The following is a 22,143-nucleotide window of genomic DNA, read 5'->3' on the forward strand; positions in this document are numbered from 1 at the left end:
CTTCTTCTTGAAGATAAAAGCGGCTTTCCCCGGAAAGCCGCGATGAACCTTTTTTGTTGGCTGCTGTTGTATTGAGTTAAATTTGAACGAGTGTTCAGCTTGTTGTAGTCTAACCAGAAAGATGGGTATTCACTTTGAATTGGATACGCCTTAGTAACGATATTTGGAATGATTATGAGCAAGAAACTTCAACTTGATATTATTTCTGACGTAATGTGCCCGTGGTGCGTAGTCGGTTACAAAAACTTAGAGCTAGCCGTTGCGGAACTTGGTTTAGAAGACCAGATTGAACTTGAATGGCAGCCGTTTGAGCTTAACCCTGACATGCCGCAAGAGGGCGAAAACCTGCGTGCCCATATCATGAGAAAATACGGTTCTAGCGCAGAAGAGAGCCAACGTTCACGAGAACAGCTTTCGGCTCGCGGCCAAGCGGTTGGTTTCGATTTCAATTTCTATGACAGTATGAGAATGGTCAATTCACGTCATCTACATGTACTTCTCGATTTTGCACTAGCGCACGGCAAACAGACTGAGTTAAAGCTACGCTTCTTTGCTGCTCACTTCACAGAGCAAAAAGACCTGTCCGATCTTGAAGTCATTGCACAAGAGCTTGAAGCGGTTGGCTTAGACTCAACGAAGGCACTGAAGCGCCTAAAGAACACCGACAACTTGAAGCAAATTGAAGCGCAAGAGTTTGAATGGCAACGCATGGGGATCTCTGCGGTTCCTACTGTGGTGTTCAACCGTAAGAGTGCAGTAACGGGCGCGCAGACGGTAGAAACCTACAAGCAGATTCTTCAAGAGCTTATTGCTGAATCATAAACGGATCATTGCTATCAATTAGAGTCTGAATTTCATGGAATCACTGTCACTCGCTCAAGCGCAAAAACTGGTATTGCTTTCGCAAAAGCTGCCGCCTAAGAAGTTGCCACCTAAAAAGCAACGCAATGGGGGCGCTTTGGCGAACACGTTGTCTGCGATTGAAAACCTTGGCTATGTGCAAATTGATACCATCTCTGTGATTCAGCGAGCTCACCACCACACGCTTTGGAATCGCAATCAAGATTACCAACTGAACCATCTTGATAAGCTGTTAGAGCGTCGAGAAGTATTTGAGTATTGGTCGCATGCCGCCGCGTATTTACCCATGCGTGACTTCCGATTCAGCCTACACCGCAAGAATGGCTTTGCGAGCGGTAAGCTCAAGCATTGGTATAAAAAGAATGACGCACTGATGGCTCATGTTCTCAAACGTATTGAGAATGAAGGGCCGTTGATGGCGAAAGATTTTGAAGGGGATAGGCCAAACCCCGGCGGTTGGGGCGGTAAACCGGCCAAGCAAGCATTAGAAACATTGTTCATGCAAGGCGACTTAATGGTGCCAAGCCGAGTTAACTTTCATAAGGTGTATGACCTAACCGAGCGAGTTTTACCGAGCGGAATTGATACCTCTGAGCCGACAGAACAAGAGTACATCGAGCATCTGATAACACGTTATTTAGAGGCTAACGGAGTTGGAATAGCGTCGGAAATGAGCTACCTACTCAAGAACACAAAGCCTTTGATTCAGAGAGCACTCCAACAGATGCTTGAAGATAAGCAGGTTCTGAAAGTAGATATTCAAGGCTCTGATTACTATGTCCTGCCAGGTGCTTTTGAACTGCTGAATCAACCTCTTTCCAGAACCAAGCTTAAGATACTGTCTCCGTTTGATAACCTGCTGATTCAACGAAAGCGAATGCAATCATTGTTCAACTTTGATTACCTCCTAGAATGCTATGTTCCAGAGGCCAAGCGTCAGTTTGGTTATTTTAGCTTACCGATTCTGTGGCAAGGTGAGCTGGTGGCACGAATGGATTGCAAGGTCGACAGGAAGAGTGGTTTGCTCAATATCCGTAACTTGGTTGTGGAAGAGCGAATTAAAAACCATGAGTCGTTGGTTCATGCTTTATGCGATGAACTAAAACACTTCATGGTGTTCAACCAATGTGATGAGATGATCGTCCATAACACCACGCCCTCTGATCTTGGCAAGCGCTTGATGAGCCAATGGCAAACAGTCTAGCGGTCTTTGTTGTTTAGAAAGCGCTTAGTTACTCAGCAAACGCAGCTAACAAGAACTCGACAAAGGTTCTGTTCTTCAACGACAGTTGCTTGGTTTTGTAGAGCAAGTGAATCGGCTTTGGTAACGGCGCCATGCCGGGTAGGATTTCCAACAGCGCTCCACGATCAATCTCTTCTGCGACTAAGATAGTCGGTTGCAACAACACGCCCACACCCTGCAGGGCGGCATACCGCAACACATCACCATTATTCGACATCAAGCGCACACGTTCTTTATTCGGTGTGGCGTGAGGAGCTTGGCTGCTGTAACTGAATCCAAGCGATGGGTGCTGCGCCAAGTCTTCCAATACTCTGATTTCAGCATGTTGGTTTAGGTAAGCGGGCGCCGCGCAGTAACACATCTCATAATCCCCTAAATACCTTGCGACCAAGCTTGAATCGGATAGGTCACCAATTCGCACAATCAAATCAATGTCGGATGAGTAAGGATCAACAAGGTCATTATTCAACATCAGCTCAACGTTAATGGTTGGGTGATGCGCGAGAAACTTAGCCACGATAGGGGCGAGCACCTTGTTTCCATAGGTAACTGGGCAGTTAATTTTTACCGTGCCTTGCGGTTGATTTTCCAAGGTCTGAATCAGGTTCTCTGCATTGCTGATGTCTTCGAGAATTCGCTTACACTCACGATAGTAAAGCTGCCCTGAGTCGGTTAACGATTGCTTACGCGTGGTGCGGTGGATCAGCTGAGAGTTCAGACTGGTTTCTAAGGAATGGACATGTTTGCTTATCATGGTCGCCGACAGGTTGAAGTGGTTTGCGGCGCTGCGAAAGCTACCTTGTTCCACCACATAGACGAAGACTTTCATGCTGGTTAACTTATCCATTGAACACTCTTGGTTGATAAACAATAAACAAAAGGTGAGTTTATCAATTATTAGGGGTTAATTATATTAATGGCAAACCGATAATTAACTAAAATAAGAGTGTGCAATGCCTCAAACGAATGAAACTATCTTTGTTACTGCCGAACTTAAGATCAAAACCAACATAGAACGAGCAGCTGCGCTCGAAGCTATCGAACAGTTTTGTTTAGACATGCAAAGCGAACCGGGCTGCCTACAAGCGATTGCAACCTATGACCAAAACCAAAGCGATCGTGTGATCTTGCTTGAGCAATACGTAAACCGCGAGGCGATCAATCAGCACTTTGTGATGCCTCATACCCAAGCGTTTATTGAGCGTGATATTACCGAGTTGGTTCAAGCATTCGAAACGCAACGTGGGCCTATCAAAGCACAAGAGCAGGAGATCTAAGACATGAAATGGGGAATCCTAGGAACCAGCTTTATCTCAGGCGTAATGGCGGATGCGATTAAAGGCGATGCTCAAAGTGAGCTGTATGCTGTTGCTGGACGCACAGAGAAAACACTCAATGAGTTTGCTGCCCAATACCAGCCAACACGAACCTTCAACAACTATGAAGCCTTGATTGAAGATGAGTCGGTCGACATTATCTACATTGCTCTACCAAACCACGTTCATCATGAGTATGTGATTAAAGCGGCTCAAAAAGGCAAAGCGATCTTGTGTGAGAAGTCTTTGTCGGTAGATATGGAAAAAACCGAGCAAGCTTTACTAGCCGTGAAAGAAGCGGGCGTATTCTTTGCTGAAGGTTTGATGTACTTAAACCACCCAATGATCGCCAAGCTTCATCAAGAATTAGCTACTGGTGAGATTGGCGAAGTGCGTTCAATTCAAGGTTCCTACGTTGCGGCGATTGATCAGTTCGTGAACCCTGCAAGTAAAGGCGCGTTGTACAACCTGGGTTGTTACCCAATGTCTTTGATTCACTCTGTCGCACAACACCAGTTTGGTGAGAGTGTGTTTGATGATGTGCAGATCTCAGCAATCGGCCGACGAGGCGAAGATGGCAATATCTGTGAGTCGTCGGCGATGATGCGTTTCAACGGCAGTTTTACCGCGCAAATCCACACTGCTGAAGATCACGGCTTAAAGCATGGTTTTACGATCCTAGGTAGCAAAGGCTGTATCACGCTAGATACTAATCCATGGCTACCGACGGCAGAAAACACGTTTACGGTAGAGATCTATGAGACGTCGACACGTGAAGTGAAAGTCGAAGCGCAAGGCGATGGTTTCCATTATCAAGTGCGCAATATCCGCCAAGCGGTTGAGCAAGGTGACACACAACTTGCTGCGCCGATGGCAACCCACCAAGACTCTCGCGTAATCATGAAGTTATTAACTGATTGGGAACAAGCGGCGAGCTAATGTTTTAGTAAATTCTATACTCGTCTCATGTTTGATCGCCTCGTAAGCTATCAAACATGAGGCGTTTCCTCTATATCTTCCAGTCGACTCTCCCCAATAAATACTTTGCATTTGAAACCGCCACAGTGTCCAATATCAGGTAGTACGAAACTGACCGAAAAACCTTATTTTTTAAGGTGTTAAATAGGACCTTTGCCGCATGCGTAAATCAGATAAGAAAATCGAGAATCAAATCAGAGACGTGTTAACTGACGTTTGTGAAGACACGCTGAAAGGCTTCGATGGTTTTTTGTGGGTGACTCACTCGGTCAACTTTTCCTCTTTTCCGCAAAGTTTGAAAATTGTCTGTGTATTCGATACCAATCAGGATAGAACGAACTTCTTAAGTGGCGAAGGTCAACAGAGTGTCTCAGGGGCTATTCAACAAGCGTTCAATCAAGTTGGAATTCAACTGAAGAATATCGATAAGCATGTTAGCTACGATACGCAAGAAAATTGCGATCGCGACCATCAAGGGAAGTGGAACAAGAGGCTTTAAGGAGCGTTGTCATCGTTCTTGTTTAGACAGCCTATCCAAATTGAGTTTCAATAGTGTGGCGCTCAAACTGAGATTCGATACAGCAAATCCAAGTCCTATTCTGAGTTCTAGGCTCTGATAACTTCTCATCTTCCAAACCGTATTATTCTCATTTTGAGAAAATCTGAGCTGATTTCTCGTTAGCCGGAGATACTTGGTTTCCAAATAAAATTAAAATCACAAAAACTTATATTTTCCTTAATGCATTGATTTTGAATCGGCATTTGCTCGTTTTACTTGCCACCGATGAAACAAGACAGACGAGCACTTGAACAATAGAGCCATGTAGTCGATACTTTTTTCGTATTTTGATTCCTAAATTGACACGTAAGTTGGCTGACTTTTCGTCTTGTGATTTAAGGCATGACAGTATCGATTAGGAAATTTGAATCATGAAAACCTACATTTCTGGGCTGCTCGCACTCATACCGTCATGTTTAATCGCTGGCTACGCTTTTGCTGTTGGTACAGCAGTTGTGCTGCCAGGGCAACATGAAGCGGGTGTTGATCTTTCGGGCTCCCCACTATCTGCGAATGCTGTCATTGATTGGGAAATTACCAACAGTGACATTGTGTTCGGAGCGTATGCCGACAAAGCCGACAATGAGCGGGCCACGACAATTGGTTATATGTACAACCAAGTCATGGCGATGAACTCGGGTTGGTTGGAGAACGATCTCCGTAACCAAGCTGAGTTAGAAGGCCTCAATTTCGAAGACTATTTCCTGCACTTTTCTGAAGATACTGTCATTGCCGAAGTTGATAAAACTCATGGCGAAAAGACCCTTTTAAACCGAAAACCTATGATCTTGGGTTATACAGCCAGTGAAGACCATGCTGGTTTTTGGTTGTATCAAGAGCCTCCGTGGGATGCCGATGTGTTTGAGAATTTCGAACAGGGTGGGGCTTTGTATGTCTATCATGCTGAACAGTTCGAACGGCTGACCTTTAAGTTCTCACAGTTTGCTGGCAGCGGTGAATTTTGGATTGAATACCCAACTGCTATTGATTCTCAGGGTAGGGTTTCACAATGGGAAAGGCTTGATGTAAAGAAAGACAAAACGCTCAATATGACCAAAAACCAATCGGTGATCTGGAACCTTCCGGATAACTGGTTAAGAGCTACAACTCATGATGGGAGCGGTGCGAGTTATGGCGGCGGCCAGTATTTTGGTTCAACCTTTTTGAGAGATGGTGGGCGCTTATACGTTGTGAGAGTTCGTTGGCAAAGTGAGAATGCCGACGACAGGCCGCGTTTAAAAGAAGTAAAACTCAAAAACAGTTTTCCAACCGTCAAGTTAACCGATGCTCCGACTTCAACCCCGGACGGCAATGCTATCAGCCAATGGCGAAAAATCCGTGGTTTTGATGTGTCTGCAGATCTAGATGGTGATAACTACTTGTCGCCAAGCGAGTATCGAAATCGAACCAATAAGAACGCAACAGCGCGTTTTCGTTGGGAATCAAGAGTGGTGCCATTTGGTCGAATGTGGAGCGCTAACTCGTCTTGGTCGCTAACAAACGTCGCAAACGCGGATTATCTATCTGCCATTCATCGCTACTACAAGCAAAGCTGGGCAAGCCAAGGTTTGAATGGTGCGTACAACGACGACACAAATAAACTCATTGGCTCGAACCAGTTCTATGTTCACTCTGGCGGGCATGTTCAAGAGTTAGGAGCTGTTGCGGGTTCGAATCAAGCGGATGATCTCTACAAGCAACAATTTTCAGCGTTTCTCAAAAATCTTTCTGCTTTAGAAAGTGATGCGTCGATTGGGTTGAATATCGGAACCGCGAACTTACTGGGTCGAAATGGACAGTCTCATCTTAGCGAGGCGGGCTCTCTGTATTTACGCGAGCACTACATTTTTCCGTCTACTGGGTTTAGTGGTTACTCGGGGATCTCAAAATTCTGGGATAATTCTGCGCTCGCCTACAATGGGCAAAGTGTTATTTTTCAGGCGACAACGCGTTATGGGCGAGTTCAGTATCTTGGAAATAGTGAAGATAATTGGAAGCAAGACCAATACTCGACCCTAGCGATCTACCACCTCAATCGACACGCTCAACATAGCTACTTTAATCAGTGGAACAATGGTTACGTCTATGGAAGTGGCAATACGACGGCTGAGATTTTCTGGCAAAGTGGTGTCCCTAAAAACATCGCCTACCAACCAAGTTCGTTATTGGCTGTTGATTTGGGAGAGCCGAGTCATCAAATCCCACAAGGCTTTACGCCGATTCCTTTGATGCTATCGACAACGACACCTCAGCCCGCTGACTACACCATCGTTGGCGATGCCTCGATGAACGAAATGGTGCATGCTGATCTGCCCAATGGCATGACTCACGTTCTACCGACGTTCACGTACTTTATGTATCAATCTGAAAATCAGGTGGTTGCTGGTGGTCCTGAGGACATGGTGTTAGCGAGAGAGTTCAGCAATGGTCGTGTGTTGTATCGCACGGATTTCCACGGTAAGAATCCGAGCTTTTATGACGCGGCAAAACTCACCATTGCGCTGGATGTCCCAATGAAACCTGTTGATGCTAACGGTAACGTTGGTGACTATGTGAGTGAAATCGAAATTGGCGGTTATGAAGGGCTGTTCTTACTTTATTAGAACCAATGCGAGTGAGTGCTCTCGAACCAGAGCAGACTAGAGCTTAGGTTCGGGATATGAGCTTATTCTTTTTACACTGCTTAAACTCTTTGGCGATCCACGATTGCTCGTTTAAACCATTGTCGATTAGAGCAAAAAGGTAGCCATCGACTTTGCTTGAAGCTGCTGGATATTCTTGAAAAGCGTGCTTAGGGTAGCCGGGGTAATCTGTCTCGTATTGAGCGTCTAACTGCTTACCGAGTTGACGCCATTTTACGAATAACTCCGAAGAAGACGTCTCAACCTTATATTGCCCCAAAATGCGTTGGTGATGGGTTAACGCCACTTTAGCGCAGTGGTTGGTCTGTACGACTTTTTGTATCAATTCAACTTGTTCTTCACTCATGGTTTTCGCCAGTACATTCTCTTGTTCGATGCGCGCCATTCGCTCACCAAACGTTTCAGCATGGATGGGAAACACAAAAGTAAGCGGTAAAGCCAATACCAAAAGACGCTTGTAGAACATAACCAAACTCGTTAGAAGGATTCGCGGCTATTATGCCGCCCGCCGCCAATATTATTAATCAATATAAACGCTTAATTGTAAGAATTATTTTTATCGAGTAGATAAATAGATGATTTTGGAGTTGTGGCATTCAGGCTCTGAATGTTTGGTTGGTGAGCCTGAAATTTGATGAGGGATCCGTTACGAATTAATGACCTTGATGCCTTTATCTTGAAGCTCATCAATCACACTACTCGAAAGATCAATGTCGGTGATTACGCCATCAAGCGCACTTAAATCTAAGGCGTGGAAGGTAGCGATACGTCCGTATTTGGTTGAGTCTGAAATCAGATAGTTTGAATGAGCTGCTTGAACAATGGCTTGTTTGACTAACACCTTATTTTCACAAGGTGTCGAGAGCCCTTTTAGATTCCAAGATGAAGATGAGATAAACGCAATATCAATATTCATCCCTGCCAAGAACTCAGCTACTTTGCCCCCAATACTTGATTGATTTTCACGGTCAATCTTGCCACCAGTATGGTAAATCTCAGATTGTGTGCTGTTCATTAGGTACGCGGCAATCGCGAAGTCATTGGTGATGATAAGCAGATCATCTCGCCCTGCAAGTTGGTGAGCGATCTCCAAAGAGGTTGTTCCAGCGTCTAAGTAGATAGTCGAATACTCAGGAACCAATTGAGCAGCTAGTTGACCTATTTGAGCTTTTTCGCTTGCTTGCTGTTCTACCTTTATGTCGTGTGACAATTCGCAGTGAAGTGCTTTAGTCAGTTGAACGCCACCCGAAACTGAAATCACTTTCCCTGATGTCTCTAGCTTTACGATATCTCGACGAATGGTCATATGAGACACCTCTAAGTGCTCAACAAGCTCAGAAATACTGATCACTTCTTGGTGTGATAATAGTGACAAAATAGTTCTCTGACGTTCCGCTGGAATCATGATTCTTCTTCTATGTTCTTATTTTTCATCATCCTATCAATCTTTAGCTATTTTGTGAATATCTGTGAATATCTGTTGTGAAATAGCAATTAGAACTGTGATTGCTGCCGAAATTACCCTTACCTAATGCCTCTAAAGGGTTAAATTACTCAGGTGTGTTAACTTTTGTTAAAAGTGTGACTTATCACTAAGTCGCATTCGATTGCTTCACATATAATCACAAACATAAACAAGAATTAACAAATCTAGAATTAAATAATTACGTGAAAGGCATCTTGCTATGAATGAAGTTCAATCTGTTGGTGTTATCGGTTTAGGTTCTATGGGCATGGGCGCAGCGAAGTCATGCGTCCGTGCAGGCCTTGATGTATATGGTTTCGATTTGAATCCGCAAGCGCTTGAAACCTTGGGTGAATATGGCGCAAAAGCGGTCTCTACAAGCGCGGTTGAGTTTGCCGACAAACTTGATTCAGTTTTGGTATTGGTTGTGAATGCAGCTCAAGTTAACACGGTACTGTTTAAGACTGGTCTTGCGGCGGCACTAAGACCTAACACGCCAGTTATGGTCTCGGCAACGATCTCAGCAGAAGACGCGAAACAAATCGAAGCTCAGCTTGCTGAACATGATCTTGTGATGCTGGATGCGCCAGTGTCCGGCGGTGCAGTAAAAGCAGAAGCGGGCGAAATGACGATTATGGCTTCAGGTGCGGTGACCACATTTGAAGTACTGGCTCCGGTACTTGATGCAACTGCAGCTAAAGTCTACAACATCGGTGAGACCATTGGCCTTGGTGCGACCGTTAAGATTATCCACCAGTTACTAGCAGGTGTTCATATTGCTGCGGGCGCTGAAGCGATGGCACTAGCCGCACGCGCAAACATTCCGCTTGATTTGATGTACGACGTTGTTACGAATGCAGCGGGCAACTCTTGGATGTTCGAGAACCGCATGAAGCACGTAGTCGATGGTGATTACTCTCCAAAATCTATGGTTGATATCTTTGTGAAGGATTTGAACTTGGTATCAGATACCGCTCAAGACCTGAAATTCCCACTCCCATTATCAAGTGCAGCACTGAACATGTTCGTTAGCGCGAGTAATGCTGGATTTGGTCAAGAAGACGACAGTGCAGTGATAAAAGTCTTCCAAGGTATTGACCTACCGGGTGTAAACACATCAAAGGCGGAGAAATAATCATGTTATTAGGTGTTATTGCAGACGACTTTACAGGTGCTACAGACATTGCTGGTTTCTTGGTTGAAAACGGTATGCGCACTGTTCAATTGAATGGGATTCCAACGGGAGAGTTTGACACATCAGCAGATGCTGTGGTGATCAGCCTTAAATCTCGCTCTTGCCCAGCTGACCAAGCGGTGACGGATTCGGTTACTGCGCTTAAATGGCTTCAATATCAAGGCTGCCAACAGTTTTACTTTAAATACTGCTCAACGTTCGACAGTACCGCTGAGGGCAATATTGGTCCCGTAACAGATGCACTTTTGGCTGAACTTGGAGAATCTTTCACTATGGTTTGCCCTGCATTGCCAGTAAATGGTCGCACGGTTTACAACGGTCACTTGTTTGTTTTTGATGAGTTGCTCAGTGATTCAGGTATGCGTAATCACCCTGTTACACCAATGACGGATTCAAGTGTGGTTCGAATGATGGACGCACAATCAGAAGGTGTTTCCGGTTTAGTTAACTTTCAAACGATTGAACAGGGCGCTGATGCGGTTACCGCTCGTTTTAACGAACTCAAAGCTCAAGGTAGTCGCTACGCCGTGGTAGACGCATTTAATGCAGATCACTTGGTGACGCTAGGTCAAGCGGCTAAATCTTTGAAACTAATCACAGGTGGTTCAGGCCTAGCTGCTGGTATCGCTAAAAACTGGACAGAACATCTTGCTGACCAAAGTGATGCAAAACATGCCGGTAGCCCAGTCAAAGCACCAACCGTTGTGTTCTCTGGTTCTTGTTCAGTGATGACTAACCAACAAGTTGCGGTATACAAGCAGCTTGCTCCTCACTTTGCTATCGATGTGAAGGCTTGCTTAACCAATGATCAATACGCCAATGAAGTGTTCGATTGGGTGATGACCAATAACCAAGGCGAGTTTGCTCCTTTGGTTTATGCAACCGCAGATGCTGCCGCACTAAAAGCAATTCAAGAAGAGTACGGCGCACAAGCTTCAAGCCACGCAGTTGAACAATTTTTTAGTCAACTCGCTATCAAACTACAACAACATGGCGTGAAAAACTTCATCGTTGCTGGTGGTGAAACATCAGGCGTCGTGACGCAAAGCCTAGCTGTGAAAGGTTTTCATATTGGTCCTCAAATTGCACCAGGTGTGCCTTGGGTTAAATCGGTCGAAGGTGAGTTATCACTAGCGCTAAAATCGGGCAATTTTGGTGATGAAAACTTCTTCGCTAAAGCTCAATCATTCTTTTCATAAGCGAGATTCAAATGAGTAAAGTTTTGATGAACGAGCAGCAGTTAAGAGAGCAAATGGTCACGCTCGCTCGTTCAATGTTTGAACGAGGTTACGCCACTGGTGGTGCAGGTAACCTGTCTATCAAATTACCTAATGGGTATTTTCTAGCAACACCAACAGGCTCTTCATTTGGCCGCCTTGTCGCTGAAGAATTGTCGGTTGTTGATATCGATGGCAACCACATCTCAGGTAAGAAGCCTTCTAAAGAAGCGGCATTCCACCTAGAGATTTATAGAAATAATGCGGAGTGCAATGCGATTGTACACCTGCACTCTACATACCTAACTGCACTATCTTGCCTTGAAGGGTTGGATCGTAACAACGCGATTAAGGCTTTCACACCGTATTTCGTGATGCGAATTGGCGAGTTACCAGTCATTCCTTACCTACGTCCGGGTGACCCGCAAATCGCTGAAGAGTTGGCAAAACGAGCAGGTGATTATCGAGCATTTTTGTTAGCAAACCACGGCCCAGTAGTAACAGGCACTGACTTTGTTGATGCCGTTGATAACGCTGAAGAGCTAGAAGAGACCGCCAAATTAGCATTCTTATTGAAAGGGAATGATATCCGTTACCTAACGGACGAAGAAGTTATGGATTTAAAAGGGAGAGGCAAATAATGGCTAAGTTCGCAGCAAACTTAACGATGTTATTCACAGAAGTACCATTTTTAGATCGCTTTGAAAAAGCACATCAAGTCGGTTTCAAAGCAGTTGAATACCTATTCCCTTATGCATTTGAGGCCGAAGAGCTTGCCGAAAAAATGCAAAAATTTGGCTTTGAACAGGCGCTGTTCAACATGCCTCCGGGTGATTGGGACGCAGGTGAACGAGGCTTCGCAGCGATTCCTGGCCGTGAAGAAGAGTTTAAAGCTAGTGTTGATACGGCGCTTATGTACGCTAAAGCGCTGAACTGCAAGAAAGTTCACGCGATGTCGGGTCTACATGATGCGAATTTCACGAGGCAGCAACACGTTGAAACCTTTATCTCAAATATTCGTTTTGCCGCAGATAAGTTTGCTGAGCATAACATCGAATTGATGATTGAACCGCTAAATAGCCGTGATGTTCCTAATTATTTCGTTGCTCACCAACGTGACGCTGTTGAACTTATTAAGTTAGTCGATAGGCCAAATGTGAAGCTGCAACTCGACCTTTATCACGCGCAAATCATGGATGGTGATTTAAGTACTTTGATTCGTGAAGTGGCTGCTTATACCGGTCATATCCAAATTGCTTCTGTACCAGAAAGGCATGAACCATCGGAAGGCGAACTGAATTACCCACATCTATTTAATGTTCTGGATGATTCAGGTTACCTAGGTTGGATTGGTTGTGAATATAACCCAAGAGGCACGACAGAAGAGGGGCTTAGCTGGGTAAAAAGTTATTTATAGCGCGGTGTGAATGCCGTTTATATGTAACGAACCATAAAAGTAAAGAACTGATTTAGATAACACGTCTTACAGGTAAGCCAACACATAACGATAAAGTGCAATAGGTGATCCCGATATCACCTATATGCACCACCCTACAATTTTCATAAAAATGAAGAAAGAGACAAAAGGAATATAAAAATGGATGGAGCACTGATAGGCATCGTAATTGGCATCTTAGCCATGATGGGTATGATCATTAAAACGAGAATCCCAGTCGCACTTGCTATGGTTATTGCAAGTATCATCATGGGTCTTTTTGCGGGTATGGCGCCAACAGAGTTGATTGATGCAATTAAAGCTGGTTTTGGTGGCGTGCTTGGTGGCATTGGTTTGATCATCGCATTCGGCGTTATCATGGGCGCGTGTTTCGAACGATCTGGAGCCGCTGTTCGAATGGCAAAAACGTTTGTAAAGCTGTGTGGTAAAGGTCGTGAAGACTTAGCACTAGGTTTTACAGGGGTGCTTGTCGCTATCCCAGTTTTCTGTGACTCTGCGTACATCATTTTGCATTCTCTTGTTCGCGCAATTTCACGTGATACGGGTAAGTCAGCGGTTGGCCTTGGTGTGACTCTAGCACTTGGCTTGCTTATCACTCACGCACTTGTGCCACCAACACCGGGCCCAGTTGCTGTGGCTGGAATTCTAGGTGTAGATCTAGGTGAGTACATGTTGTGGGGTTTGATGGTTTCTATCCCTATGATGCTTCTTTCTATGATTTATATTCGCCGAGTAGGTAACGAGTACTACCGCGTACCAAACGGTGAAACATGGATTACGAACCAAGCTGATTGGGCAAACCTTGAGAAAGTAAAAGAAACAGATGACAGAGAGCTACCAAGTAACTTTTTATCATTCGGTCCAATTCTGCTGCCAATCGCATTCATCCTAATCAACACGCTTGTTGGTCAAGGTGACACTGCAATGCACAACGTTATTTCGTTGATTGGTAACCCAGTGGTTGCTGTTGGTATCGGTGTTCTTATGGCGCTATACGGTCTTACTCGTCATATTGAGCGCAAAGACATGGTTAGCTCTATGGATGATGCTCTGTCTACTACAGGTCTAATTCTTGTGGTAACTGGCTGTGGTGGCGCAATGGGTGCAGTACTTAAAGCATCAGGTGCTGGCCCTCAAGTAGCCGAAGCTATCGCGAGCAGCGGTATTCCACCACTACTTGTACCACTAGCAATTGCTTCAATGCTTCGTCTAATCCAAGGTTCAGCAACGGCATCAATGATGGTTGCAGCAACGATGACGCTGCCATTGGTTGAAACGTTAGGTCTAGACCCAGTATTCGTAGCACTTGCATGTGCGGTAGGTCCGGTTGGCTTCTCTCATTTGAACGATTCATACTTCCACATCATCAACCGTACGTTAGGTATTACTGAACTTGCTGACCAAATTAAGATCTGGTCTGTGTCTTCAACTATCGCATGGGCGATTGGTGCAAGCATCATCATGATTCTAAACTTAGTGTTTGGTAAAGGCGGTACGTTGATCGACCCACTGATTCCAATTGCGGTTCTAGGTGCTGTATTCGTGTGGCTAAAAAGCAAAGAGAAATCACAAGTAAAGACAGCCGTTACTAACTAATACTACTTACCTTTATATACTGCCCCTATTAAGTGATTAGCTTGCTGATCTTCAATAGGGGCATTTTTGGATCGGGCACTCATCAAAATTACTAATCTTTTGGATCTCTCAGTATGAAAATTGTTATTGCACCAGACTCGTTTAAAGAATCTCTATCGGCTGTATCTGTGGCGGCGTGTATTGAAAAGGGCTTTCGTGAAATCTTCCCAGACGCTGAATACGTAACATTGCCTTTGGCTGATGGTGGTGAAGGGACTGTGGATGTATTGCTCCAAGGGCTTGTTGGTGAAAAGCGACATAGGCAAGTCGAAGGGCCGTTAGGGCAACAAGTTAATGCTGAATGGGCGATGCTTGAGTCATCCAATAGCAACCCGAACAAAACGGCACTGGTTGAAATTGCTGCTGCATCGGGTTTGGACTTGTTGAAACCAGAGCAGCGTGATCCATTGATTGCTTCTTCATTCGGAACGGGGCAATTGATTTTGGAGGCGATAGAGCAGGGCGCTCAAGCGATTATTCTTGGATTGGGTGGCAGTGCAACTAATGATGGCGGTGCAGGTATTGTTCAAGCATTAGGTGGGACACTGTTAGATAATGCAGGGCAAGAGCTTAACCGAGGTGGCGTTGCACTAGCTGATTTATCATCGATTGATCTTACTGGTTTAGATTCACGCTATGCTGATATCGAGTTAATTGTGGCGTGCGATGTCGATAATCCGTTGTGTGGTGATAACGGTGCTAGCCATATATTCGGCCCACAAAAAGGCGCAAGCCCAGAACAAGTTGTGATGCTTGATAAGGCGCTTGAGAATTTTGCTCAAGTAGTTGAATCGCAAGGTTGTGTTCGTGGGGATGATCCCGTTCACAAGCGTACTGGTTATGGCGCGGCTGGTGGTGCTCCAATGGGGCTTGGTTTGTTGTTTAACATGCAGATTAAACCGGGTATTGAGATGGTGCTTGATGTTTTGCAAGCCGATGAAGTATTGAAAGTCGCAGATCTTGTGATTACCGGTGAAGGGCAAATGGACAATCAAACTCTGCAAGGAAAGACGCCTTATGGCATTGCCAAACGTGCGAGCTTACAAGGCATTCCGACCATAGGGATTGCAGGTTCTTTAGGTACAGAAGTCGAAGCCTTATATGGTGAAATGAACAGCTTGTTTGGTACAGTGCGCTCTCCTCAGTCACTCGAGCAAGTACTGCGAGAAGCTGAATTGAACCTAACCAGAACGGCGAGGAACATTGCCTCAACTCTGAGGTTAGGCCATGCCATTTTTAAATAAACCGAAGTTATACATAGGCTTATTCGCAGTGAAGTTCAATAGGTTTCATAGATAACAACGATAAATATAAACGATTATATTTTCTGCCAACTCAGGTCTATTCTTTATCCATATTGTTTTAGTGGTTTTTAAAGTATTGAATCCACTTAAATCTAAGATGTGGCAACGATGCGATATCTTTAACCTTAAGGAATAGACCATGAGTAAAAAACTGACCACAGCTGCGGGTTGTCCTGTCGCTCATAACCAGAATGTTCAAACGGCGGGCAAACGTGGTCCACAACTTCTTCAAGACGTTTGGTTTTTGGAGAAATTGGCCCATTTTGATCGTGAAGTGATTCCAGAGCGTCGTATGCACGCGAAAGGCTCAGGTGCTTACGGCACATTTACCGTTACACACGACATCACAAAATACACCAAGGCAAAATTGTTCTCTGAAATAGGTAAAAAAACCGACTTGTTTGCACGTTTCACAACAGTTGCGGGTGAGCGCGGTGCTGCCGATGCTGAACGTGATATTCGTGGCTTTGCATTGAAGTTTTATACTGAAGAAGGCAACTGGGATATGGTGGGCAACAACACGCCAGTATTCTTCCTTCGTGATCCTCTTAAGTTCCCTGACTTAAACCACGCGGTGAAACGTGACCCACGCACCAACATGCGCAGCGCGAAAAACAACTGGGATTTCTGGACTTCTTTGCCGGAAGCTCTGCACCAAATTACTATCGTAATGAGTGACCGTGGTATCCCTGCGACTTACCGCCACATGCATGGTTTCGGCAGTCACACGTTCAGCTTCATCAATGCTGACAACGAACGTTTCTGGGTTAAATTCCACTTCAAATCTCAGCAAGGTATTAAGAACCTTTCTGATGCAGAAGCGGCACAAGTGATCGGTGATGATCGCGAAAGCCACCAACGTGATTTGCTAGACAGCATCGATAACCAAGATTTCCCGAAATGGACGTTGAAAGTACAAGTGATGCCAGAAGCGGATGCAGCGAAGGTTCCATACAACCCTTTCGATTTGACTAAGATCTGGCCTCATGCAGATTACCCGTTGATCGAAGTGGGTGAGCTAGAGCTAAATCGTAACCCGCAAAACTTCTTCGCAGAAGTAGAGCAGTCAGCATTCAACCCAGCGAACGTAGTTCCAGGTATCAGCTTCTCGCCAGACAAGATGCTGCAAGGTCGTCTGTTTGCTTACGGTGATGCACAACGTTACCGTTTGGGTGTAAACCATCAGCACATTCCAGTGAATGCGCCTCGTTGCCCAGTACACAGCTACCACCGTGATGGCGCGATGCGTGTCGATGGTAACTTCGATGGCACATTAGGTTATGAGCCAAACAACGAAGGTCAATGGGCTGAGCAACCAGATTTCGCTGAACCAGCACTGAACCTAGATGGCGCAGCAGCACACTGGGATCACCGCGAAGATGAAGATTACTTCTCGCAACCGGGTGACTTGTTCCGCCTAATGACACCAGAGAAGCAAGCGATTCTTTTTGATAACACTGCTCGCAACCTAGGCGGCGTGCCAAAAGAGATTCAATTGCGTCACCTAAGACACTGTTACAAAGCTGACCCTGCATACGGTGAAGGCATTGGTAAACTGCTTGAAATCGACGTGAGCGAATTTAAGTCGTAATCAATCATCTTGATTCGTTAATTGAAAGGCCGTTGAGTGAATCACTCAACGGCCTTTTTTGATCTCGCTGTTTATTAAGCAACCCTAAATCATTGAAAAATTTAATAATCCACATTGATAGTTTTTACCTATCGAATTGATAAATCTATCCCATTATCTTTGTAAGAGTGATGGGATTATTCTACGACTATCAGTTTATAAAGTAGAAGAGTTTGAGATGAATAAGAGCGCATTAATCGTTGAAGGTGGAGCAATGAGAGGTATTTTTGCTGCTGGAGTTTTAGACGCCTTCATGCAAGACGATTTCCGTCCTTATGATTTTGCCATCGGCGTATCTGCAGGTGTGTCGAATCTGGTTGGCTACTTATCTCATGCACCAAAACGCAGTTATGATGTGATCACCACGATGGCGACGGATAAAACTTTCTTTAATCCTGCTCGCTTTGCCAAAGGCGGTAACTTGGTAGATGTTAAATGGTTATGGAACGAATCCAATCAACGTTATCCGCTGGATTGTGGTGAGTTGTTTTCAAGTATCCCACTCATTGCTGCTGTCACAAATGTCGATACGGGCAGTGCAGACTACTACCATATTAAGCCAGAAAACCTTTCTAATGTTGTTGAAGCAACAACGGCTTTACCTATCGCTTACCGTGAAACTCCGTGTTTCTCTGGTGGCTGTTATACCGATGGCGGTGTAGCCGATTCGATTCCGGTTCGTGAAGCATATCGCCGTGGCGCACGCGATATTACCGTGATTCTGTCTCACCCATTGAGCTACCGAATGAAGCCTCAAAAGCACCAATGGATGCTGAAGAAACTATTAAAGAAATTCCCGAATATTGCTGAGTCGATGGCGGTACGTGCTGAAAACTACAACCAGTCTCTGGAGTTCATTCGTAACCCACCCAAAGATGCGACTATTAAAGTGATAGCGCCACCTGAAGCCTTCGCGGTTAAGCGTTTAACTATGGATCAAAGTACTCTTAATACAGGTTACGAGATGGGCGTCAAAGCCGGTGAAGAGCACCTTGCTATTAGAAAAGGCGTTTATGGTTTAGACACTGAAGATTGTCATTTCTGCGTCTAGGAACAGTTTTAGAATACTGAATAAACGACGAAGCCACGCTGTTCACTTCAGAATAGCGTGGCTTTGTATCTGTAGACCTAGTTTGTTTTTAACTCAGCCTGCTGTTAACTCAATCTGTTATTAAACGAGTTCGTTGCCGCTGGTGTTGCCAGCAAAGAAAGCATCAACACTGGTGAGTGTTGTATTGGCGATATTGAACAGAGCATCTTTGGTTAAGAAAGCTTGGTGACCTGTGAACAGCACGTTGTGACAAGCAGATAGACGGCGGAACACATCATCGACAATCACGTCATTTGATTTGTCTTGGAAGAACAGCTCTTTCTCGTTGTCATACACATCAAGACCAAGTGCGCCAATCTTACTCTGTTTAAGCGCTTCGATAGCAGCTGTGGAATCCAGTAGTTCACCACGGCTGGTGTTGACAATCATCACGCCGTCTTTCATCTTCTCAAACGCAGTCGCATCTAATAGGTGGTAGTTCTCTTTACTCATTGGGCAGTGTAGAGAAATCACATCAGACTCTTGGTAAAGTTCGTCGAGTTCAACGTATTTAGCGCCTAACTCAACAGCTAACGGGTTTGGATATGGGTCATAGCATAGGATATTCATGCCTAAACCCTTCAGAATTCGCATGGTCGCTAGGCCAATTTTTCCAGAGCCTATCACACCTACAGTTTTACCGTGGAAGTTGAAGCCTACCAAGCCCTCAAGAGAGAAGTTTGCATCACGAGTACGCTGATACGCTTTGTGCAGCTTGCGGTTTAAACACATCATCATGCCGACCGTGTGTTCTGCTACTGACTCTGGTGAATAAGCAGGAACGCGTACCACTTGCAAGCCAAACTCTTTGGCTGCGTCTAGGTCGACCTTGTCAAAGCCCGCACAGCGCATCGCGATTAACTTGGTGCCGCCTTGAGCAAGAATCTCTAACACGTCTCGCGATAGGTCATCGTTTACAAACGCACAAACCACTTCGTTGTCGTGCGCCATTTTTGCTGTTGTTGTGGTGAGTCGAAAATCGTGAAAATGAAACTCAGCGTTGAGTTCGCCTTTTGCCAGTTCGAAGGATTTTTCGTCGTATGATTTTGAGCTAAAAAAAGCAATGTTGAGCATGGCTTCCTTTCTTACCTAAAATATAAATAACCCACTAATTCATTCTCTGAGACGGGATTAAAACTAATAACTCTGTTCAGTGTGCTAGAGTTTTTTTCTCTTGTCTATCACCATTAGTCATTGTAATTGCTATGGTTATTTGATCTTTTGTCTTCACTTATTGAACATTAAAAATCACATTACGAGGTTGCTTGCTTATAAGTTCATCAATATTGAATGAATCTTACTTTCGGGTGTGGAACGTTGAATTTTCCAGTGTGACGGAATACGTAAATGACTCATATAAAACCTCTTCTCTAACTGTTCTTTGAAAGTTGTGCTTCTGTCTAACGAGTGGCGGTTGTTATTTACCAGTAGTTCTCACTGCTGAATTGACCGGGTTTTCTGCGTAAGTGCTTTTCGAAACCTAAGCTAGTTAGCGCTTCGCTTGTGTCACGAACCATTTGCGGATTGCCGCAAAGGTAGAAAAAACTGCGGGTTTGATTGAAAGCGACAGACGCGGCTTGCTCGAGGTCGCCTCCAAGTAACAAATTTGGGATTCGTCCGCGCAAAGTTCCGGTAACTGATTCTCTAGAAATAATTGGCACATATTTAAGTCTCCCTTGAAAGTGATTAACGAGTTGAGTGATACGATCTCGATAAGTCAGGTCTTGCTCTGTTCTTACAGCATGCACTAGAACCAGATTCTTGAATGAAGAGGCTTTGTCTGAAGCCAACTCATTTTGCTGTATCTGCATGCTCTCAAGTATTGAGATAAATGGGCCTACCGCGGTTCCGGTTGAAAGCATCCATAGATCGTCGGCGATCTCTGGGATCTCATCTAAGGTCATAAAGCCACTTGGGTCTTTGCCGACAAAGATGTCATCGCCCATCTTCAACTCATGAAGTTGAGGTGAAAGCTGACCGTTCTGATCCTTAATAATCAAAAATTCCAGATGTTGATGACCTTGTTCGTGCTCTGGTGCATTCACCATAGAATAAGCGCGTCTCACAAACTCACCTTCGTTATTGAGCAAGCCAAGCTTAGTAAACTGACCTGCCTGATAAGAAGAGACAGGTGCACTAACCTGGAGTGAGAACAATTGATCTGTCCATTCTGTTTTGTTTAGGACTTTGCCTGTAACTAAACCATGAGGAATATCTGTCATATCATCCACCTTTAAGAAGAGAAGTTATCTCATTAAGGATACTCAACTATTTACACTTTAGAGTTGCATGTACCATGCCAATAATGAGAATGCTTATCAATACTTATTGAAGGTTAATTATTGGGTCGAATGTTGTCAAAAAGAAAATATACTATTTGAGTCCAAATGACTCGTACATGTGTTTTTGGTTTCGTTTTAATAGACTTTAGCTGGTTGAACATCGTTAACATAGGTTGAGTGGTTTGACCCCTAGGATATTCAATCAATTACTGAAGAGAATAATTTATAGATGCGTATAATGGCGGCTTTCGTTCTCAATATAACTGTGTTTTATGCTTGATAATCTTCGTATGGCCTTGAACGTATTGTTCGTGACCATTAATACTGCATTCACCGCATTGGCTGTGATCCTGTTTGCCCTAATCAAACTTATTTTGCCAATTTCTGTCGTTCAAAAATCATGCACTCGCTTAGCTAACTTCACATTCTGGTATTGGGCTTCTCTTAATTTATGGATGTTGAACGCCAATAACGATATCGAATGGCAAGTGGAAGGGGGGGAAGATATCTCGACCAAGCAGTGGTATTTGATGATGTCTAACCACCTAAGCTGGGCAGATATTGTGATTTTGTCTTCAATCCTAAAAGACAAAATGCCGATGACGAAGTACTTCTTGAAACATGAATTGTTGTACGTACCATTTGTTGGCTTGGCCTGCTGGGGCTTAGATATGCCATTCATGAGACGCCACTCTCGTGAGTTCCTATTACGCAACCCAGAACGCCGTAATGATGATTTTAATGCAATCAATAAAGCGTGTACTAAGTTCAAATTAGCACCGACAACATTGGTCAATTTTGTTGAAGGGACTCGTGCAAACCACGAGAAACTGGCGTCAGCAAAGACCCCTTATCGCCACTTATTGAAGCCGAAAACTGGGGGCGTGGCATTTGCTTTATCTGCAATGGGCCCAATTTTGGATGGCATCGTGGATGTGACCTTAGCTTACCCTGAAAACCAAACCTCTCCGTTTGAAGATATGCTGAAGGGCAAAATGACTAAGGTCGTTGTGCGTATTAAATTGCATCCAATGGATGAGAACGTGAACGGTAATTACTTTGAAGATAAGGCTTTTAAACGTCGCTTCCACAATTGGTTGAACAGCACGTGGAAAGAGAAAGACGTCTACCTTGATACGGTTTATGGGGTTGATAAGCCTTCTGAGGTAGAGACAGTTGACGAGCCTGATGTGGCTTATAAGAAACAAGAACAGTAAGCTAAAACTGAATCGATAGCATTAATAAAGCCGATAGCTCATTGAACTATCGG

The 22,143-nt window shown here is 44.5% G+C and carries 20 protein-coding genes; 15 read left to right on the top strand and 5 right to left on the bottom strand.

Going from position 1 to position 22,143, the window contains the following annotated elements:
- The first annotated feature begins 174 nt into the window (after window positions 1-174).
- Window positions 175-822 carry a DsbA family oxidoreductase gene (locus AB6E78_RS13345; RefSeq protein WP_017060931.1) on the top strand — a complete coding sequence of 216 codons (648 nt, stop codon included), beginning with the start codon at window positions 175-177 and terminating at the stop codon, window positions 820-822.
- A gap of 34 nt (window positions 823-856) precedes the next feature.
- Entirely contained in the window at window positions 857-2,065 is a 1,209-nt protein-coding gene (locus AB6E78_RS13350) for a winged helix-turn-helix domain-containing protein (RefSeq protein ID WP_372125810.1), read from the top strand.
- 28 nt (window positions 2,066-2,093) lie between these two features.
- Here AB6E78_RS13350 and AB6E78_RS13355 read toward each other — a convergent pair whose 3' ends face one another.
- A complete protein-coding gene (locus tag AB6E78_RS13355; RefSeq protein ID WP_017064010.1) occupies window positions 2,094-2,951 on the bottom strand; it encodes a LysR substrate-binding domain-containing protein in 858 nt (285 codons plus the stop codon).
- A 106-nt stretch (window positions 2,952-3,057) separates the two neighbouring features.
- On the opposite strand from AB6E78_RS13355, the gene AB6E78_RS13360 reads away from it, so the two are divergent.
- The 4 genes from AB6E78_RS13360 (at window position 3,058) to AB6E78_RS13375 (ending at window position 7,560) form a co-directional block, all read left to right on the top strand.
- Window positions 3,058-3,381 carry a putative quinol monooxygenase gene (locus AB6E78_RS13360; protein ID WP_372125813.1) on the top strand — a complete coding sequence of 108 codons (324 nt, stop codon included), beginning with the start codon at window positions 3,058-3,060 and terminating at the stop codon, window positions 3,379-3,381.
- A 3-nt stretch (window positions 3,382-3,384) separates the two neighbouring features.
- A complete protein-coding gene (locus tag AB6E78_RS13365; protein WP_372125816.1) occupies window positions 3,385-4,359 on the top strand; it encodes a Gfo/Idh/MocA family protein in 975 nt (324 codons plus the stop codon).
- A gap of 199 nt (window positions 4,360-4,558) precedes the next feature.
- Window positions 4,559-4,897 carry a hypothetical protein gene (locus tag AB6E78_RS13370; protein WP_017060926.1) on the top strand — a complete coding sequence of 113 codons (339 nt, stop codon included), beginning with the start codon at window positions 4,559-4,561 and terminating at the stop codon, window positions 4,895-4,897.
- 431 nt (window positions 4,898-5,328) lie between these two features.
- A complete protein-coding gene (locus tag AB6E78_RS13375) occupies window positions 5,329-7,560 on the top strand; it encodes a hypothetical protein (RefSeq protein ID WP_372125818.1) in 2,232 nt (743 codons plus the stop codon).
- A gap of 43 nt (window positions 7,561-7,603) precedes the next feature.
- Here AB6E78_RS13375 and AB6E78_RS13380 read toward each other — a convergent pair whose 3' ends face one another.
- Both AB6E78_RS13380 and AB6E78_RS13385 read right to left on the bottom strand, forming a co-directional pair.
- On the bottom strand, window positions 7,604-8,065 hold the full coding sequence (locus AB6E78_RS13380) for a hypothetical protein (RefSeq protein ID WP_017060924.1): 462 nt from the start codon (window positions 8,063-8,065) through the stop codon (window positions 7,604-7,606).
- A 180-nt stretch (window positions 8,066-8,245) separates the two neighbouring features.
- Window positions 8,246-9,004: a DeoR family transcriptional regulator gene (locus tag AB6E78_RS13385; RefSeq protein ID WP_372131713.1), complete on the bottom strand. Its 759-nt coding sequence runs from the start codon at window positions 9,002-9,004 to the stop codon at window positions 8,246-8,248.
- A gap of 280 nt (window positions 9,005-9,284) precedes the next feature.
- Between AB6E78_RS13385 and ltnD the strand changes: the two genes are divergently transcribed.
- From ltnD to AB6E78_RS13425, 8 genes are all read left to right on the top strand, one after another.
- The gene (ltnD, locus tag AB6E78_RS13390; protein ID WP_137001415.1) at window positions 9,285-10,199 is read left to right on the top strand and encodes an L-threonate dehydrogenase; all 915 of its coding nucleotides are present in this window, start codon (window positions 9,285-9,287) and stop codon (window positions 10,197-10,199) included.
- Window positions 10,200-10,201: 2 nt separating this feature from the next.
- Window positions 10,202-11,458, top strand: coding sequence for a 3-oxo-tetronate kinase (gene otnK, locus AB6E78_RS13395; protein WP_137001416.1), 1,257 nt, complete (start codon window positions 10,202-10,204; stop codon window positions 11,456-11,458).
- A gap of 11 nt (window positions 11,459-11,469) precedes the next feature.
- Window positions 11,470-12,117, top strand: a complete 648-nt coding sequence (locus AB6E78_RS13400; RefSeq protein ID WP_372131717.1) for an aldolase — start codon at window positions 11,470-11,472, stop codon at window positions 12,115-12,117.
- Window positions 12,117-12,893 (top strand): 2-oxo-tetronate isomerase, encoded by a 777-nt coding sequence (gene otnI / locus AB6E78_RS13405; RefSeq protein ID WP_137001417.1) that lies wholly within the window; start codon window positions 12,117-12,119, stop codon window positions 12,891-12,893. The genes AB6E78_RS13400 and otnI overlap by 1 nt, the downstream gene beginning before the upstream one ends.
- Window positions 12,894-13,073: 180 nt before the next feature.
- Entirely contained in the window at window positions 13,074-14,528 is a 1,455-nt protein-coding gene (locus AB6E78_RS13410) for a GntP family permease (protein ID WP_050620404.1), read from the top strand.
- Window positions 14,529-14,641: 113 nt separating this feature from the next.
- Window positions 14,642-15,811 carry a glycerate kinase gene (locus tag AB6E78_RS13415; protein WP_372133802.1) on the top strand — a complete coding sequence of 390 codons (1,170 nt, stop codon included), beginning with the start codon at window positions 14,642-14,644 and terminating at the stop codon, window positions 15,809-15,811.
- Window positions 15,812-16,010: 199 nt separating this feature from the next.
- Complete coding sequence (locus tag AB6E78_RS13420; protein ID WP_372133801.1) at window positions 16,011-17,462, top strand: catalase; 1,452 nt, start codon at window positions 16,011-16,013, stop codon at window positions 17,460-17,462.
- Window positions 17,463-17,679: 217 nt separating this feature from the next.
- Window positions 17,680-18,552 carry a patatin family protein gene (locus tag AB6E78_RS13425; RefSeq protein WP_065583767.1) on the top strand — a complete coding sequence of 291 codons (873 nt, stop codon included), beginning with the start codon at window positions 17,680-17,682 and terminating at the stop codon, window positions 18,550-18,552.
- A gap of 120 nt (window positions 18,553-18,672) precedes the next feature.
- On the opposite strand, the gene AB6E78_RS13430 is transcribed toward AB6E78_RS13425, so the two are convergent.
- Window positions 18,673-19,665, bottom strand: coding sequence for a 2-hydroxyacid dehydrogenase (locus AB6E78_RS13430; protein WP_017063995.1), 993 nt, complete (start codon window positions 19,663-19,665; stop codon window positions 18,673-18,675).
- A gap of 347 nt (window positions 19,666-20,012) precedes the next feature.
- A complete protein-coding gene (locus AB6E78_RS13435) occupies window positions 20,013-20,813 on the bottom strand; it encodes a ferredoxin--NADP reductase (RefSeq protein WP_017072290.1) in 801 nt (266 codons plus the stop codon).
- Window positions 20,814-21,145: 332 nt separating this feature from the next.
- Between AB6E78_RS13435 and AB6E78_RS13440 the strand changes: the two genes are divergently transcribed.
- Window positions 21,146-22,090 (top strand): acyltransferase, encoded by a 945-nt coding sequence (locus tag AB6E78_RS13440; RefSeq protein ID WP_372133800.1) that lies wholly within the window; start codon window positions 21,146-21,148, stop codon window positions 22,088-22,090.
- Window positions 22,091-22,143 lie beyond the last annotated feature (53 nt).

It is taken from the genome of Vibrio sp. 10N.247.310.98 (assembly GCF_041467395.1).
In the GTDB taxonomy this organism is placed as follows: domain Bacteria; phylum Pseudomonadota; class Gammaproteobacteria; order Enterobacterales; family Vibrionaceae; genus Vibrio; species Vibrio crassostreae_C.